We start from the raw sequence: 15471 nt of genomic DNA, 5'->3' as shown, positions 1-15471 counted from the left end.
TTTTCGTTTCCGGCCCACCCTTCGCCGGCGGCGGAGCACGCGGGACCATGGAGGGACGGTGGAGCCGGTCATTCCGGTAGACCGAGATCCCGACAGGAGCCTCAGCAGCATGACGGACACCCTCACGGACGCCCCCGAGGCGGCGCCGTCCGACGCGTTCCACGTCTTCGACACCACGCTCCGCGACGGCGCGCAGCGCGAGGGCATCAACCTCACGGTGGCGGACAAGCTCACCATCGCCCGGCACCTGGACGACTACGGCGTGGGCTTCATCGAGGGCGGCTGGCCGGGCGCCAACCCGCGGGACACCGAGTTCTTCCGGCGCGCCCGGGAGGAGATCGCCTTCCGCCACGCCCGGCTCGTCGCGTTCGGCGCCACCCGCAAGCCGGGCGTCCCGGTGACGGACGATCCGCAGGTGGCGGCGCTGCTCGCGTCCGGCGCCCCGGTCGTCACGCTGGTCGCCAAGGCGCACGACCGGCACGTCGCGCTGGCGCTGCGCACCACGCTGGAGGAGAACCTGGCGATGGTCCGGGAGACCGTCGCCCATCTGCGGGCGCACGGCCGGCGGGTGTTCGTCGACTGCGAGCACTTCTTCGACGGCCACCGGGCGAACGCCGAGTACGCCACCGCGGTGGTCCGCGCCGCGCACGAGGCGGGCGCCGACGTGGTCGTGCTCTGCGACACCAACGGCGGGATGCTCCCCGCGCAGGTCGCCGGGACCGTCTCCACGGTGCTCGCGGCGACCGGCGCGCGGCTGGGCATCCACGCGCAGGACGACACCGGGTGCGCGGTGGCCAACACCCTCGCCGCCGTGGACGCGGGCGCCACGCACGTGCAGTGCACCGCCAACGGCTACGGCGAACGCGTCGGCAACGCCAACCTCTTCCCCGTCGTCGCGGCCCTGGAGCTCAAGTACGACCGGCGGGTGCTGCCGCCGGGCAGGCTCGCCGAGACCACCCGCGTCTCGCACGCCATCGCCGAGGTCGTCAACCTGACGCCGTCCACGCATCAGCCGTACGTGGGGGTTTCGGCCTTCGCCCACAAGGCCGGGCTGCACGCCTCCGCGATCAAGGTCGATCCGGACCTCTACCAGCACATCGACCCCGAACGGGTCGGCAACACCATGCGGATGCTGGTCTCCGACATGGCCGGCCGGGCGTCGATCGAGCTCAAGGGCAAGGAACTCGGCATCGACCTGGGCGGTGACCGGGAGCTCGTCGGCCGGGTCGTCGAGCGCGTCAAGGAGCGGGAGGCGCAGGGCTACACGTACGAGGCCGCGGACGCCTCCTTCGAACTGCTGCTCCGCCAGGAGGTGACCGGCCGGGCGCTCCGCTACTACCGCGTCGAGTCCTGGCGCGCCATCGCCGAGGACCGCCCCGACGGCACCCACGCCAACGAGGCGACGGTGAAGATCTGGGCCAAGGGCGAGCGGATCGTCGCCACGGCGGAGGGCAACGGTCCGGTCAACGCCCTGGACCGGGCGCTGCGTTCGGCCCTCGAACCCTTCTACCCGCAGCTCGGCGGGCTGGAGCTGACCGACTACAAGGTCCGCATCCTGGAGGGCAGCCTGGGCACCGGCTCGATCACCCGCGTCCTGGTCTCCACCAGCGACCAGGACGGCGAGTGGTCCACGGTCGGCGTCGCCGAGAACGTCATCGCGGCGTCCTGGCAGGCGCTCGACGACGCCTACGCGTACGGGCTGTGGCGCGCGGGCGTCGAACCGCGGGAGTGACGCCCGGCGCCGGGCTCAGTCCTGGGACGTGGCACGGACGGCGGAGATGTCGAAGAGCAGCTTCACCTTGTCGCTGATCATGACGCCGCCGGCCTCCAGGGCCGCGTTCCAGGACAGTCCCCAGTCGGAGCGCTGGATCGCGGCGAAGCCCTCGAAGCCGACGCGCTCGGTGCCGTAGGCGTCGACGGCCGAGCCGTTGAACTCCAGGTCGATGGTGACCGGGCGGGTGACGTCCTTGATAGTGAGGTCGCCCGTCAGCCGGTAGGTGTCGCCGCCGAGCGACTCCGCGGCGGTGGAGCGGAAGGTCATCAGCGGGAACCGCTCGACGTCGAAGAAGTCCTCCTTCCGGAGGTGCGCGTCGCGGTCCTTCATCCCGGTGTCCACGCTGGCGACGGTGATGTCGAGGGCGGCGGTGGAGCGGGAGGGGTCGGTCCCGTCGAGGTGGAGCGCGCCCTGGTAGTCGTGGAAGGAGCCGCGGACGTTGGTGACCATGGCGTGGCGCACGGTGAAGCCGATGCTGCTGTGGACGGGGTCTATGGTCCAGTCGCCGGTGAGGGCGGCCAGTGCGGGGTTCGCGGCGGCCGGGGTCTCGGAGGCGGGCTTGCGGGTGAAGGGGCCCATGGCGTTCTCCTCGCGGTTCGGCGGCCGGCCGGGCGGGGCCGGCGGGGCGGGTCGGTCGGAACGTTCCATCCGTGTTCCACGGTAAGACGAAGTAGTTCATCCTTCAACGTAATCCGGAGGTTTCCGGGCGAGATTTTCCGTGCCCGCGCCGACGCTCCGGGAGACCGTTTCCGGCCGGGCCGCCCACGCCGCCGGCGGAGCGGCGCGGCTCGGGACGGCCCAGCGGGCCCGCCCGCGCCCGGGCCGGACCGGACAGCGCCCGTGCCCGCCTCATTGCGCCGCCCCACCGGCGCCTGGCACGGTGTGGCCCGTCCCGCGCAGCCCTCCCGCACCGTGAGGACCCTCATGCCTCCACCCTGGACCCGCCGCGCCTTCCTCGCCACGGCGCTCGCCGCTCCCCTCACCGGTGGCCCACCCGCCCCGGACGACCCGTTCGCCGTCCTCCGCCACCGCTGGCGCGACCTCCTCCTCGGCACCGGCCTCGACCCGGCCGCCGAGCCGTACCGCGCGGTCCTGCGCCGCACCGGCGAGACCGCCCGTGCCCACCGGGCGCGGATGCGGCCCGGCCCCGGGTCGCTCTGGCCCGACGCCCCCTTCGACCCGCCCGCCGGGATCACCCTCAGCCACGCCCGGCTGCACGTCATGGCCCGCGCCTACGTCCAGCCCGGTACCGGGCTCACCGGCGACGCGGCGCTCGCCGCCGACGTCCTCGCCGGCCTGGACCACGTCCACCGGACCGTCTACCACCCCGGCACCCAGCGGTACGGCAACTGGTGGGAGTGGCAGATCGGCACCCCGCGCCCGCTGCTGGACACGCTCACCCTGCTGTACGCCGAGGCCGGGCCCGCCCGGCGGGCCGACGCGCTCGCGGCCGTCGACCACTTCGTCCCGGACGCGCTGCTCGGCGACTACTCCGGCACCAGCACCGGCGCCAACCGCGTCGACCTCTGCCGCGTCGTCGCCCTCCGCGGCGTCCTCGGGGAGGCGCCCGCGAAGCTCGTCCTCGCCCGCGACGCGCTCTCCCCGGTCCTCGTCCACGTCGACCACGGCGACGGGCTGTACGCCGACGGATCGTTCCTCCAGCACACCGCCGTCCCCTACACCGGCACCTACGGATGGGTGCTGCTCGACGGCCTGGCCCGACTCCTCGCCCTGCTGCGCGGCTCCGCCTGGGACGTCGCCGACCCCGGCCGCCGCTTCGTCCACGACGCCGTGGACCGGGCGTTCGTCCCGCTGATCCACCACGGGCTGGTGGCGGACACCGTCTCCGGCCGCGCCGTCAGCCGGGGCCTGACCGACGACGGGCCGCCGCAGAGCGACCGGCAGCGCGGCCACGCCCTCGTCGCGGCCGTCGCCCTGCTCGCCGAGGGCGCGCCCGCCGCCGCGCGCGCCCGGTGGCACGGCCTGATCAAGGGCTGGGCCGCCCGCGACCCGGCCGCCCCGCTCCTCGCCGACCCCCAGTTCGACACCGCCGACCTGGCCCGGCTCGCCGCCGTCCTCGCCGGGCCGGAACCCGCCGCGCCCGAACCGGCCGGGCACCGGCTGTTCCCCGCCATGGACCGGGCCGTGCACCGCCGCCCCGGCTGGACCGCCGCCCTCGCCATGGCCTCCGACCGCGTCGCCCACTACGAGAACGGCAACGGCGAGAACCCGCGCGGCTGGCACTCCGGCGCCGGGATGCTCCTCTGGTGGGGCCCCGGCGGCGAGGACCAGTACGGTGACGGGTTCTGGGCCACCGTCGACCCGTACCGCCTCCCCGGGATCACCGTCTCCGCCAAGCGCCTCGCCGACAACGAGGGCGGCGCCTGGGGCGCGCCGAGACCCGACGCGCGCTGGGTGGGCGGCGTCACGGACGGCACGTACGCGCTCCTCGGCCAGCACCTCAAGGGGCTCGGCTCCACCCTGGAGGCGCGCCGGACGTGGGTGTGCGCGGACGACGCCGTCGTCTGCCTCACCGCGGGCGTCACCGCCCACGACGGCACCCCCGTCGAGACCGTGCTCGACAACCGGCGGCTCACCGGCCCGCCCCGGCTCACCGTGGACGGCGTGCGGCGCGCCGGGGACGCCTTCCTCCCCCGGGCCCACTGGCTCCACCTGGAGGGCCACGGCGGCTGGGTGCTGCCCGGCGGCGCGCCCGTGCGCGTCCTGGACGAACACCGCACCGGCGCCTGGCGGGACGTCAACACCGGCGGCTCCGCCCGCCCGCTGACCCGGCGCTACCTCACCCTGTGGCACCCGCACGGCACCGACCCCGAAGGGGCCGCCCTCGTCCACCTGCTGATGCCGGGCGCGAGCCGGGCCGCCGTCGCCGCCCGCGCCGCCGACCACGGCCGGCTGACCGTCCTCGCCAACACCGCGGACCTCCAGGCCGTACGTCTCGCTACGCCCGCCCTCACCGCCGCCGCCTTCTGGCGCCCCGGCACTGTGGGCACCCTCACCGTGACCGGCCCCGCCGCCGTCCTGCTCCACCGGCAGGGCCGGCGCGCCACCCTGCACCTCGCCGAGCCCCCGCGCACGGGCGCGCCGGTCGACCTCGCGTGGGCGCGGCCGGTGCGCCGGGTGGTGTCCCACGACCCGTCCGTACAGGTACGCGCCACCGGGCCCGTCCTGCGGCTGCGGATCCGGCCGGGAACCCGGTGCCTGCCGCACCGCTGCGAGGTCGAGACCGGCTGACGCCCCGCCCCGGCCCCGGCCGGGCGGCGGTGTGTCCGAGTGGTTTTGTGGACTACCCACAGCGTGGGAAGTCCAGACGAACAGGGGCAACTGGTAGGGGCGCAGTGCGATTCTGTGCTCCTTGCCCACCAAATCGAGCACTACCTTGTGCGGAGTCGACATGATGTTCCGGCACGGGTCCCACGTACCGTCTATCCATGAGCAATCTCGAAGGTGCGCCCGAAGAGGCGAGTGACGTCCGTGGGCGCGTCGCCGAGCTGCACGCCATCCGCGAGCAGGTTCGGCGTGGTCCCAGCGACCGGGCTACCCAGGCACAGAAGGCCAAGGGGAAGCTGACGGCGCGCGAGCGTATCGATCTGCTGCTGGACGAGGGCTCTTTCTCCGAGGTCGAGCCGCTGCGCCGGCACCGCGCCACGGGCTTCGGCCTGGAGGCGAAGAAGCCGTACACCGACGGGGTCATCACCGGCTGGGGCACCGTCCACGGCCGGACCGTGTTCGTCTACGCCCACGACTTCCGGATCTTCGGCGGCGCGCTGGGCGAGGCCCACGCCACCAAGATCCACAAGATCATGGACATGGCCATCGCGGCCGGCGCGCCCCTGGTGTCGCTCAACGACGGCGCCGGCGCCCGCATCCAGGAGGGCGTCTCCGCCCTCGCCGGCTACGGCGGCATCTTCCAGCGGAACACCAAGGCGTCCGGCGTCATCCCGCAGATCTCGGTGATGCTCGGCCCGTGCGCGGGCGGCGCGGCCTACTCCCCCGCCCTGACGGACTTCGTCTTCATGGTCCGCGAGACCTCGCAGATGTTCATCACCGGCCCGGACGTGGTCCGCGCGGTGACCGGCGAGGAGATCACCCAGAACGGCCTCGGCGGCGCCGACGTGCACGCCGAGACCTCCGGCGTGGCCCACTTCGCGTACGACGACGAGGAGACCTGCCTGGAGGAGGTCCGCTACCTGCTGTCCCTCCTCCCGCAGAACAACCGCGAGAACCCGCCGCGGGTGGTCTGCGAGGACCCCGTCGACCGCACCGGCGAGGCCCTGCTGGACCTCGTCCCGGCCGACGGCAACCGCCCCTACGACATGCGCAAGGTCATCGAGGAGATCGTCGACGACGGCGAGTACCTCGAGGTCCACGAACGCTGGGCCACCAACATCATCTGCGCCCTGGCCCGGCTCGACGGCCAGGTCGTCGGCATCGTCGCCAACCAGCCGCAGTCGCTGGCCGGCGTCCTGGACATCGAGGCGTCCGAGAAGGCGGCCCGGTTCATCCAGATGTGCGATGCCTTCAACATCCCCATCGTCACCCTCCTGGACGTCCCCGGCTTCCTGCCCGGCGTCGACCAGGAGCACGGCGGCATCATCCGGCACGGCGCCAAGCTGCTCTACGCCTACTGCAACGCCACCGTGCCGCGCATCTCGGTGATCCTGCGCAAGGCGTACGGCGGCGCCTACATCGTCATGGACTCCCAGTCCATCGGCGCCGACCTCACCTACGCCTGGCCCACCAACGAGATCGCCGTCATGGGCGCCGAGGGCGCGGCCAACGTCATCTTCCGCAAGCAGATCGCGGACGCCGACGACCCGGACGCCATGCGGGCCCGCATGGTCAAGGAGTACAAGGCCGAGCTGATGCACCCGTACTACGCGGCCGAGCGCGGCCTCGTCGACGACGTCATCGACCCGGTGGAGACGCGGCAGGTGCTGATCCGGTCGCTGGCCATGCTCGCGACGAAGCACGCCGACCTGCCGTCCCGCAAGCACGGCAACCCGCCCCAGTAACCCGGTACCCCGGTAACCCGAACAACCCGGTAACTCGAAGAGGACACAGCAGACATGACTGACACGCTCGTTCGCGTCGAGAAGGGGACGGCCGGGCCGGAGGAGCTGGCCGCCGTCACCGCGGTCCTGCTCGCCCGGGCGTCCGCCGGATCGTCGGCCCAGGTGCCCCGGCCGCGCCGGTCCGCCGCGTCCTGGCGGCGCCTGGAGCGGTCCGCCGGCTTCACGGCGGCCCACAGCTGGCAGGGCTGACCCGCCCACGCGGAAGGGCCCCGCACTCTTCCGAGTGCGGGGCCCTTCCGCGCGTTCGGGCGTCCGGGCCCGTCAGCCCAGCCGGTGCATCCAGCCGTACGTGTCGTCCGCGGCGCCGGTCTGGATGTCCAGCAGCGCCTGGCGCAGCCGCATCGTCACCTCGCCCGGTCCGCCGTCCCCGATCGTCCAGTCGCCGCGGGCGGACTTCACCGATCCGACCGGCGTGATGACGGCGGCCGTACCGCACGCGAAGACCTCGGTCAGCGAGCCGTCCGCGTTCGCGCTCCGCCAGTCGTCCACGGAGATCCGCCCCTCGGCGACCTCGTACCCGAGGTCCTCGGCGATCCGCAGCAGCGAGGCGCGCGTGATGCCGGGCAGCAGCGACCCGGTCAGCTCGGGGGTGACGATCCGGTTCCCGTACACGAAGTACAGGTTCATGCCGCCCATTTCCTCGATCCAGCGGCGCTCGACGGCGTCCAGCCAGACCACCTGGTCGCAGCCCTTCTCGGCGGCCTGCGCCTGGGCGACGAGGGAGGCGGCGTAGTTGCCCGCGCACTTGGCGGCGCCGGTGCCGCCGGGGGCGGCGCGCACGTACTCCTCGGAGATCCAGACGGAGACGGGCTTGACGCCGCCCGCGAAGTAGGCGCCGGCCGGCGAGGCGATGACGACGAAGAGGTACTCCTTCGCCGGGCGCACGCCCATGCCCGCCTCGGTGGCGAACATGAACGGCCGCAGGTAGAGGGAGGCTTCACCGGAGGTCGGCACCCAGGCGCGGTCCTGCCGCACGAGCGCGTCGCACGCCTCGATGAACGTCTCGACGGGCAGCTCGGGCATCGCCAGCCGGCGGGCGGACGCCTGGAAGCGCTTGGCGTTCTCCTCCGGGCGGAAGGTGGCGACGCCGCCGTCGGGGCGGTGGTAAGCCTTGAGGCCCTCGAAGATGGCCTGCCCGTAGTGGAGCGTCATGTTGGCCGGGTCGATCGACAGCGGCGCGTACGGCACCAGCTGGGCGTCGTGCCAGCCGACCCCGTCCGCCCACTTGACGGTGACCATGTGGTCGGTGAAGTGGCGGCCGAAGCCGGGGTCGGCGAGGATGCGCTCCCGCTCCGCGTCGGACAGCGGCTGCGAGGAGGGCTTGAGCTCGATCGTGGGCGTGGTCATGGATGCGTGTCCTTAACTTTCGGGTGCTGCGGACCGCGCTCACGCCGTCCCCGCTCTGGCGGACGTCCGAGCTTCTTCGCCTCTTTTCGCGGCCCCGTGTCCGATTATCGCTCGGACGGGGGCATGAACGAAATACCTGTGCGAACGCCGAGGAGGCGCGCGGCCCGGTGGAACGGTGGGACTCCGGCCGCGCGCGGGGCGGACGGGTCAGGCGGGTACGCCCGGTACCTCGGGTGCCTCAGGCGTCGCGGAGTCTCCGCGTACCTCGGAGACCAGGTTCACGAGCGCGGACCCCGTCTCCTCGGTCGAGCGGGCGGCGGCCCCCGCCCGTCCCGCCAGATCGGCGGCCACGGCGTCCTCCACCCGCGCCGCCTCCCGCTCGTACCCGAGGTGCCGCAGCAGCAGGGCGACGGAGAGGACGGTCGCCGTGGGGTCGGCCGTGCCGGTGCCCGCGATGTCCGGGGCCGAGCCGTGGACCGGCTCGAACATGGACGGGAAGGTGCCGTCCGGGTTGATGTTGCCGGAGGCGGCGGTGCCGATGCCGCCGCTGACGGCCGCCGCGAGGTCGGTGAGGATGTCGCCGAAGAGGTTGTCGGTGACGATCACGTCGAACCGCTCGGGCTGCGTCACGAGGAAGATCGTCGCCGCGTCCACGTGCAGGTAGTCCGTCGTGACCTCGGGGAACTCCCGGCCGACGCGCTCGAAGACGGACTTCCAGAGCCGGCCCGCGTACACCAGGACGTTGTCCTTGTGCACGAGCGTGAGCTTCTTCCGCGGCCGGGCCTGGGCCCGCGCGTACGCGTCCCGGACCACCCGCTCCACCCCGTACGCGGTGTTGACGCTGACCTCGGTGGCGACCTCGGCCGGGGTGCCGGTGCGCAGCGAGCCGCCGTTGCCGGTGTACGGGCCCTCGGTGCCCTCGCGGACCACGACGAAGTCGATGTCCGGGCGGCCGGCGAGCGGGCCGGCGGTGCCGGGGTAGAGCCGGGAGGGGCGCAGGTTCACGTGGTGGTCGAAGGCGAAGCGCAGCTTGAGCAGCAGGCCGCGCTCCAGCACGCCGGACGGTACGGAGGGGTCGCCCACCGCGCCGAGCAGGATCGCGTCGTGCTCCTTGAGGGACTCCAGTTCGGCGTCGGGGAGGGTCTCCCCCGTGGCGTGCCAGCGCCGGGCGCCGAGGTCGTACTCCCGGGTCTCCAGCTTCACGTCGGAGGGGAGGACGGCGGTGAGGACGCGGAGTCCCTGGGCCACCACTTCGGGGCCGATGCCGTCACCGGGGATCACTGCGAGGCGAATGCTGCGAGACATGACGGGACCGTACTGCCTCGTCCCACTGAATGACACTCTCCGTCCACCATATGGACGCGACGGTGCGGTGGCCGGGGCCGGTTCGGCGGAATTCGGCGGAAGTGGGTGACGGGACGGGCCTTTGCTGGCACGTTCCCGGCATGGACACTCCACGCGTAGGCATTCCCGGGCCGCTCGCCGAGCGCATGACCATGCCGGAGCAGCACGAGTACCTGCGGAGCAAGCTGAGCCGGCGCGGTCTGCTGCGCGCGGGCGCGGTGACGGCCGGGGCGGTCGCCGGGACGGGCCTGCTGGGGGCGGCGCCCACCGCCCTGGCCACGCCCACCCTCGTGACGGCGAGAGCCACCGCCCGCGTCGACGGCTCCCTGGTCGCCCCCTTCGGCCGGCACCTCGCCTTCGGCGCCGACCCGAAGACCCAGATGCGCGTCTCGTGGCAGGTGCCCTTCGCGGTCCGCAAGCCGTTCCTGCGGATCGGGTCGAAGCCGTGGGACCTCGGCCGCCGCGTCGAGGCGGAGGTGCGGCACCTGCACACCCCGCCGCTGGTCCGCGCGCTGCCCGCCGTCGACCAGTACTACCTGCACGTCGCGCTGGACGGGCTGCGGCCCGGCACCACGTACTACTACGGCGTCGGGCACACCGGCTTCGACCCGGCGGACGCCCGCCGGCTGGGCACGGTCGCGTCCTTCCGCACCGCGCCCGCGCGCCCGGAGCGGTTCGTCTTCACGGCCTTCGGCGACCAGGGCGTCGGCTACCACGCGCTCGGCAACGACCAGCTGCTGCTCGGCCAGGACCCGGCGTTCCACCTGCACGCGGGCGACATCTGCTACGCCGACAGCAGCGGCTCCGGCCGGCCCGGCGACGTCTACGACGCGCGGGTGTGGGACCAGTTCCTCGCGCAGACGGAGTCCGTGGCCCGGAGCGTGCCGTGGATGGTGACCACCGGCAACCACGACATGGAGGCCTGGTACTCCCCCAACGGCTACGGCGGCCAGAGCGCCCGCTGGGCGCTCCCCGCCAACGGCTTCGACCCGCGCAGGTCGCCGGGCGCGTACTCGTTCGTCCACGGCAACGTCGCCGTCGTCGCCCTCGACGCCAACGACGTCTCGTACGAGATCGCCGCCAACACGGGCTACAGCGGCGGCGGTCAGACCGCCTGGCTCGACCGCCGGCTGCGCGAGCTGCGGGCGCGCCGGGACGTGGACTTCGTCGTCGTCTTCTTCCACCACTGCGCCTTCTCGACGACGAAGGCGCACGCCTCGGACGGCGGCGTCCGCGACGCGTGGCTCCCGCTGTTCGACAAGCACCGCGTGGACCTCGTCATCAACGGCCACAACCACATCTACGAACGCACCGACGCCCTCCGCGCGGGCCGGCTCCGCCGCCGCGTCCCGATCGGCGCGACGGTCGACCCGGCCCGCGACGGCACCGTCTACGTCACCGCCGGCGGCGCGGGCGCGGACCTCTACGACTTCCCCGTCCCGGACAGCTACGAGGGCCACGTCCACGACCTCGAAAGCGTCGCCAGCTACCACTGGAAGAAGGGCCGGGTGAAGTCCCCGGAACGAGTGGAATGGTCACGCGTCCGCTACACGGGCCACTCCTTCCTGGCGGTGGAGTGCGAACCGGGCTCGCGGCCCCGGCTGCGGGTCACGGCGCTGGCGGAGAGCGGGAAGCGGATCGACCACTTCGACGTGGTGCGGGCGGGGCGGTAGGCAGGTCCCGGCGGGGTCAGGGCGCGGGAGGGTCAGGCCCCGGCAGGGTCGGGGGCCGACGGGGTCAAGGGCCGACGGGCGCGGCCTCCGCCAGGGCCGGAAGGTCGAGGACGCGGGAGAGCGCCCGCTCGACCGGGCCCCCGGCGCACGCCCGGGATCCGGCGTCGCTCAGCACGCCGATGTCCTGGACGCCCACACTGACCAAGGCCGGGAGCGGCGGCGGGGTGTCGGCCGAGGACGGAGCCGAAGGGGGAACGCACAAGGGCTGGAGCGGGGGCCGGAACAGTGTCCGCAGCAGGGCCGGGTCTTCGCCGGCGACCGGCGCGGGTGCGCCCCCGCCCGGCCCCTCGGCCCACGCCGGGGCCGCCGCGGCCTGGGCTCCGGCAAGGAGGGCCAGGACGACGCCGACGGCACGGACGACGGTGTGCTGGTTCATGAGCTGACGAACGATTTCGTCCGCACGCGGATACGGGAGCCGGCGTGCGGCGGTGGGCCCGCGCACCCGCCGCCGCGGCCGGCCGGCGACCCGGCGGCATCGGCCCGGGACTAGTGGCCCGCCGGTCCCCCGTTGTCGCGGCGGTCGAGGGCGCGCTGGAGGGCGGCGGCGGCGTTGCGGCGGTCGGCGTCGCGGTCGGCGCGGCGCGTGCGGCGGGGCTTGCGGGCAAGGACGGCAGTGGTCTCGGCCATGGGTCACGTCTCCTCTGGAAGAGTCCTGCGAGGGATGCGAAGAGCCGGAGAAAGGGGCGGGGGCCCGGGCGCTCGCAGGGGTCACCTGCGCTCGCGCGCCCGGCCGCGTCCGCCGTCGCTCGATGGAGCGGGACGCTCGGCTTCCTCCACGCTAAGCCAGCATTACCGCGCTGTCGCCGTATTTACTCGGGCTTCCTACTATCTGAGACGGCCGCCCCGCGTGGGCGGGCCGCCATCGGGCGGCGAACGGTTCGGTGGATCCGGACGGCACCGCCTCACGTCCGTCCGCGCCGCCCGACAGCGGGGCTGCCGCGCTCAGTCCGTCAATACCTCGATGGGTTCGGTCAGTAGGTGAGGATGGGGCTGTCCGTGGTCTCGAGGTCGGAGCCACCGCTCCAGTGGATCTTGGCGAAGGTGACGTACTGGTGGCCGGAGGAGGGGTTGGTCAGCTCGACGCCCAAGTGCTGGTAGCCGTTCCGGCAGGAGACCGACTGGCGTGTGGCGAAGGCCCACGAGGTCTTGTCGAAGACGCCGAACTCCACGTAGCAGTTGGGGTTCACGTTCCCGAGGTCCAGGTACGCGTCGGCGCCGATGGCGCCGTTGTTGTGGTCGGCGATGCAGACGTTCTTCCAGGTGGGGCCGGCGCAGCCGCCGCCCGAGGACGCGGCCGCGGTGCCGGCGGTGGACACCGCCGCCGTCGCGGCGAGCGCCGCGGTGGCCAGCGCCAGGGCGGCGCCGCGCTTGATTCTCAGTGCACGCATGGGGAACTCCTTGCTCTCGGATGGAGCGGACGACCCGGTCGGGCCGACGACGCCACCGTCGCAAAGGGCGCTCAACGAGCGATAAACGCGGATAAATGCCGGACGTATCGCTCGTGTTCCGTCTTTGTCTCGTTCTCCCGTAGCCCGCACCATCCGCACCCCGGATACTGCCGGTCGTGATCGGAGCAAGGGCCGCTCGGCCCCTCGCCGCGCTCACCGCAAGCCTCGTCCTGACACTGGGCGTACAAGCCGCCGCCTCTGGCATGACCCCGGCAGCTCACTGGCGGTCCGGCATGACCGCCTTGGCGCTTCGGTGGCGAGCGCCCCGGCGTGAAAACCGGCGCGATGGCAGGATGGCGGCATGGTGGCGAACCAAGCGTGGGCGGGGCTGCACGGCGATCTGTCGGCGACGAAGGCGCTGGTGTACGAGCCGGGTGGCTTCGTCTGCTCGGTGCCGGTGCCGGAGCCGGAGAGCGCCGAGTACGCCGCGTGCGCGTTCACGCTCGACGGCCGCTCGGTCCGCTTCCGGGTGGGCAAGGCGACCCCGACGAAGGCGGGCCGGTTCGTCACCGTCTGGCAGCGGTCCGAGGAGGGGCCGATCCGGCCCTTCGACGCCGACGACGGGGTGGACCTCTTCGTCGTCAGCAGCCGCGACGACGACGGCGGCTTCGGGCAATTCGTCTTCCCGGTGGACGTGTTGGTCGAGCGCGGCGTCGTCTCCAGCGGCGGCTCCGGCGGGAAGCGCGGGTTCCGCGTCTATCCGCCGTGGGTGACCACGACCAGCCGGCAGGCCGGCGGCACCCAGGCGTGGCAGGCGGACTTCTTCCTCGACCTCGGCCGGAACGAGGCTCCCGACCTGGGACGCGCCCGCGCCCTCTACCACCCGTAGAGATCATCTCGCTTGGTGGGTCGACGCCAAGGTGACCCGGCAGGCCGGGCCTCCGGCGGTCGGTGCGACGATGCGGGGGTGAGCGAGGTCAATGAGCTGGTCGATGTCGACGATCCGGCCTGGCCGCTTCTCTTTGAGGAGCTGTCCGGCACCGGCGTTCCGGTCGAGGTACCGCCCGGTGACGCCGAGGCAGGCCGCGCCTCCCTGCGGCAGCTCCGGGTCTCCGCCCGGTCGAATCTGGGCGGGATCGTACTGAACTGCGGCGGTCTGATCGTGGACGGTGGATGGTTGCGGATCTTCGGCAGTCCGCGTGGCGCCGATGCCGAGGGTCTGCCCAGCCTGGCCGTGGTCAACGCGATGCCCGCGACGTTCGATCCGGCGTGGGGGCCGGGGGCGGGTCTGGTGGTCGCGCACGATGTGCTGGGCGGGGTGTTCGCCCTCAACGGGAGTGACCCCCGTGCGGCCGGTCGGCCCGGTGAGCCGGGCGAGGTCGTCTACTTCGCTCCCGACGCCCTTGGTTGGGAGGCGCTGGGGGCCGGGCACTCGGCCTGGCTGTCCTGGATTCTCGACGGAGGGCTCCGGAAGTTCTACGAGGGCCTGCGGTGGGACGGCTGGCGCGGCGAGGTCTCCGCGCTGAACGGGCGGCAGGGGCTGTCGTTCTTTCCGCCGTTGTGGTCGGCGGAGGCGCGCCAGGACCTGCCGGCGACCAGCCGTCGTGCGGTGCCCATGGCGGAACTCCTGGGCCTGAACCGCGACGCGTGCCTGCGGTTCGACGGCGCCGACCCGGGGTTCCTCGGCGCCGCGTGAACCGGCTCACCCGCCCGGACGATCCCTCGCCCCCTCCGGCCCCCGTGCGCGGAGCGGCAACGAGACGTGCGCCGTCCGGCAACCCGTGCGGCCCTTCCCCGTTTAGCGTTCGAGTCCGGCCGACGGCGCCACGGAAATGCGCGGCGCCCGACCTCCTCCGATGGCAGCCGGGCCAGGGGACGACAAGGAAATGCTGCGAAAATTCTGCGCGCTTCTGCTGACGCTCGCGACGGCGATGGGCCTCGTGACCGTACTGAGCGGGACGGCGTCCGCCGCCAACTACCAGGTGCTCGACTGGCGCGTCTCGAACATCACCGCGGGCGGCGACACCCATCATCACAACTACTGGGATCTGATCGACCGCATTCACCGGTACACCTACGGTGAGCCGACCGGAGTCAACGGAACCGCGCAGACCACGACCGAGCGCGGGCGGCTCATTCAGGTGCGGGTGCTGGACACGGGTGACACGCACCTGGCCTCGGTGTACCTCTGGGCCGACGACCTGTATGTCGCCGGTTTCTATGCCCCGCAGACGAATTCGCACTGGGTCTTCAACGACCGTCGGCAGGAGTTCGCGAACGCGCTCGGCCTCAACCTCAACAACATCCACACCATGCCGACGACCGGGAACTACAGTAGCCTCCCGGGCGGCAACGACCGTGGCCGTCTCCAACTGAACCCCGAGCGCATATACAACGCGGTCCGGACTCTCGGCCAGGCGAACCAGTACAACGACAACGTCGGCCGCTCGCTGGTCGTGGCGATCCAGACCTTCTCGGAAGCCGCCCGCTTCGGCAGCGTCTTCGATGTTATCCGGGGCAACATCCAGGATCCCAACCGGAACCGGCCCCTGGACTACGACGCGGGCGCTCCCCGAGGCATGATCCTCAACTCCGGTCTGGAGAACCAGTGGGGCGACATCTCCGATTACGTGCGCCGCGCGCGGCAGAACCCGAACGAGTCGATGACCGTCATGGGCCACTCGGTGACCAGCCTCGCGGCCCTGCTCTACTGGGTCGGCTTCGTCGAGCTCAACGGGCATCGTTTCTCGCAGCGTTGACCCTCGGGCGCCCGAGGAGTCAGGGGCGGGCCC

The 15471-nt window shown here is 72.9% G+C and carries 14 protein-coding genes; 8 read left to right on the top strand and 6 right to left on the bottom strand.

What is annotated here, in order from left to right; translation table 11 throughout:
* Positions 1 to 109 precede the first annotated feature (109 nt).
* Complete coding sequence (cimA, locus tag J7W19_RS23180) at positions 110 to 1732, top strand: citramalate synthase (protein WP_004942886.1); 1623 nt, start codon at positions 110 to 112, stop codon at positions 1730 to 1732.
* A 15-nt stretch (positions 1733 to 1747) separates the two neighbouring features.
* Here cimA and J7W19_RS23175 read toward each other — a convergent pair whose 3' ends face one another.
* Positions 1748 to 2353: a YceI family protein gene (locus J7W19_RS23175; protein ID WP_040889202.1), complete on the bottom strand. Its 606-nt coding sequence runs from the start codon at positions 2351 to 2353 to the stop codon at positions 1748 to 1750.
* A 345-nt stretch (positions 2354 to 2698) separates the two neighbouring features.
* Between J7W19_RS23175 and J7W19_RS23170 the strand changes: the two genes are divergently transcribed.
* From J7W19_RS23170 to J7W19_RS23160, 3 genes are all read left to right on the top strand, one after another.
* On the top strand, positions 2699 to 5026 hold the full coding sequence (locus J7W19_RS23170; protein ID WP_004942893.1) for a polysaccharide lyase 8 family protein: 2328 nt from the start codon (positions 2699 to 2701) through the stop codon (positions 5024 to 5026).
* A gap of 197 nt (positions 5027 to 5223) precedes the next feature.
* Entirely contained in the window at positions 5224 to 6807 is a 1584-nt protein-coding gene (locus tag J7W19_RS23165) for an acyl-CoA carboxylase subunit beta (RefSeq protein ID WP_004942896.1), read from the top strand.
* A 54-nt stretch (positions 6808 to 6861) separates the two neighbouring features.
* Complete coding sequence (locus J7W19_RS23160) at positions 6862 to 7056, top strand: acyl-CoA carboxylase subunit epsilon (protein ID WP_004942900.1); 195 nt, start codon at positions 6862 to 6864, stop codon at positions 7054 to 7056.
* A 72-nt stretch (positions 7057 to 7128) separates the two neighbouring features.
* Here the strand turns inward: J7W19_RS23160 and J7W19_RS23155 are convergent, their stop codons facing one another.
* Entirely contained in the window at positions 7129 to 8214 is a 1086-nt protein-coding gene (locus J7W19_RS23155) for a branched-chain amino acid aminotransferase (RefSeq protein ID WP_004942902.1), read from the bottom strand.
* A gap of 207 nt (positions 8215 to 8421) precedes the next feature.
* Positions 8422 to 9519: a 3-isopropylmalate dehydrogenase gene (locus J7W19_RS23150; protein WP_051072552.1), complete on the bottom strand. Its 1098-nt coding sequence runs from the start codon at positions 9517 to 9519 to the stop codon at positions 8422 to 8424.
* 140 nt (positions 9520 to 9659) lie between these two features.
* Between J7W19_RS23150 and J7W19_RS23145 the strand changes: the two genes are divergently transcribed.
* The gene (locus J7W19_RS23145) at positions 9660 to 11231 is read left to right on the top strand and encodes a purple acid phosphatase family protein (protein ID WP_040889170.1); all 1572 of its coding nucleotides are present in this window, start codon (positions 9660 to 9662) and stop codon (positions 11229 to 11231) included.
* A gap of 64 nt (positions 11232 to 11295) precedes the next feature.
* Here the strand turns inward: J7W19_RS23145 and J7W19_RS23140 are convergent, their stop codons facing one another.
* The 3 genes from J7W19_RS23140 to J7W19_RS23130 form a co-directional block, all read right to left on the bottom strand.
* The gene (locus J7W19_RS23140; protein ID WP_004942911.1) at positions 11296 to 11667 is read right to left on the bottom strand and encodes a hypothetical protein; all 372 of its coding nucleotides are present in this window, start codon (positions 11665 to 11667) and stop codon (positions 11296 to 11298) included.
* A 110-nt stretch (positions 11668 to 11777) separates the two neighbouring features.
* Positions 11778 to 11918 carry a hypothetical protein gene (locus J7W19_RS23135; RefSeq protein WP_004942914.1) on the bottom strand — a complete coding sequence of 47 codons (141 nt, stop codon included), beginning with the start codon at positions 11916 to 11918 and terminating at the stop codon, positions 11778 to 11780.
* A gap of 344 nt (positions 11919 to 12262) precedes the next feature.
* The gene (locus tag J7W19_RS23130) at positions 12263 to 12679 is read right to left on the bottom strand and encodes a hypothetical protein (RefSeq protein WP_004942918.1); all 417 of its coding nucleotides are present in this window, start codon (positions 12677 to 12679) and stop codon (positions 12263 to 12265) included.
* 361 nt (positions 12680 to 13040) lie between these two features.
* Between J7W19_RS23130 and J7W19_RS23125 the strand changes: the two genes are divergently transcribed.
* The 3 genes from J7W19_RS23125 to J7W19_RS23115 all read left to right on the top strand — a co-directional run bounded on the left by J7W19_RS23125 (position 13041) and on the right by J7W19_RS23115 (position 15438).
* On the top strand, positions 13041 to 13568 hold the full coding sequence (locus tag J7W19_RS23125; protein WP_004942919.1) for a MepB family protein: 528 nt from the start codon (positions 13041 to 13043) through the stop codon (positions 13566 to 13568).
* A gap of 78 nt (positions 13569 to 13646) precedes the next feature.
* Positions 13647 to 14375: a DUF2625 family protein gene (locus J7W19_RS23120; protein WP_004942920.1), complete on the top strand. Its 729-nt coding sequence runs from the start codon at positions 13647 to 13649 to the stop codon at positions 14373 to 14375.
* A 190-nt stretch (positions 14376 to 14565) separates the two neighbouring features.
* A complete protein-coding gene (locus J7W19_RS23115; RefSeq protein ID WP_004942922.1) occupies positions 14566 to 15438 on the top strand; it encodes a ribosome-inactivating family protein in 873 nt (290 codons plus the stop codon).
* Positions 15439 to 15471 lie beyond the last annotated feature (33 nt).

It is taken from the genome of Streptomyces mobaraensis NBRC 13819 = DSM 40847, from assembly GCF_017916255.1.
Classification (GTDB): Bacteria; Actinomycetota; Actinomycetes; order Streptomycetales; family Streptomycetaceae; genus Streptomyces; species Streptomyces mobaraensis.
This window is presented reverse-complemented; position numbering and strand designations above follow the sequence as displayed.

What these genes read in the sequence shown, in the direction of transcription:
- J7W19_RS23150 (WP_051072552.1), bottom strand. Translation starts at nt 9,519, where the DNA reads ATGTCTCGCAGCATTCGCCTCGCAGTGATCCCCGGTGACGGCATCGGC.
- J7W19_RS23160 (WP_004942900.1), top strand. Translation starts at nt 6,862, where the DNA reads ATGACTGACACGCTCGTTCGCGTCGAGAAGGGGACGGCCGGGCCGGAG.
- J7W19_RS23175 (WP_040889202.1), bottom strand. Translation starts at nt 2,353, where the DNA reads ATGGGCCCCTTCACCCGCAAGCCCGCCTCCGAGACCCCGGCCGCCGCG.
- J7W19_RS23115 (WP_004942922.1), top strand. Translation starts at nt 14,566, where the DNA reads ATGCTGCGAAAATTCTGCGCGCTTCTGCTGACGCTCGCGACGGCGATG.
- J7W19_RS23140 (WP_004942911.1), bottom strand. Translation starts at nt 11,667, where the DNA reads ATGAACCAGCACACCGTCGTCCGTGCCGTCGGCGTCGTCCTGGCCCTC.
- cimA (WP_004942886.1), top strand. Translation starts at nt 110, where the DNA reads ATGACGGACACCCTCACGGACGCCCCCGAGGCGGCGCCGTCCGACGCG.
- J7W19_RS23125 (WP_004942919.1), top strand. Translation starts at nt 13,041, where the DNA reads ATGGTGGCGAACCAAGCGTGGGCGGGGCTGCACGGCGATCTGTCGGCG.
- J7W19_RS23130 (WP_004942918.1), bottom strand. Translation starts at nt 12,679, where the DNA reads ATGCGTGCACTGAGAATCAAGCGCGGCGCCGCCCTGGCGCTGGCCACC.
- J7W19_RS23165 (WP_004942896.1), top strand. Translation starts at nt 5,224, where the DNA reads ATGAGCAATCTCGAAGGTGCGCCCGAAGAGGCGAGTGACGTCCGTGGG.
- J7W19_RS23155 (WP_004942902.1), bottom strand. Translation starts at nt 8,214, where the DNA reads ATGACCACGCCCACGATCGAGCTCAAGCCCTCCTCGCAGCCGCTGTCC.
- J7W19_RS23135 (WP_004942914.1), bottom strand. Translation starts at nt 11,918, where the DNA reads ATGGCCGAGACCACTGCCGTCCTTGCCCGCAAGCCCCGCCGCACGCGC.
- J7W19_RS23145 (WP_040889170.1), top strand. Translation starts at nt 9,660, where the DNA reads ATGGACACTCCACGCGTAGGCATTCCCGGGCCGCTCGCCGAGCGCATG.
- J7W19_RS23170 (WP_004942893.1), top strand. Translation starts at nt 2,699, where the DNA reads ATGCCTCCACCCTGGACCCGCCGCGCCTTCCTCGCCACGGCGCTCGCC.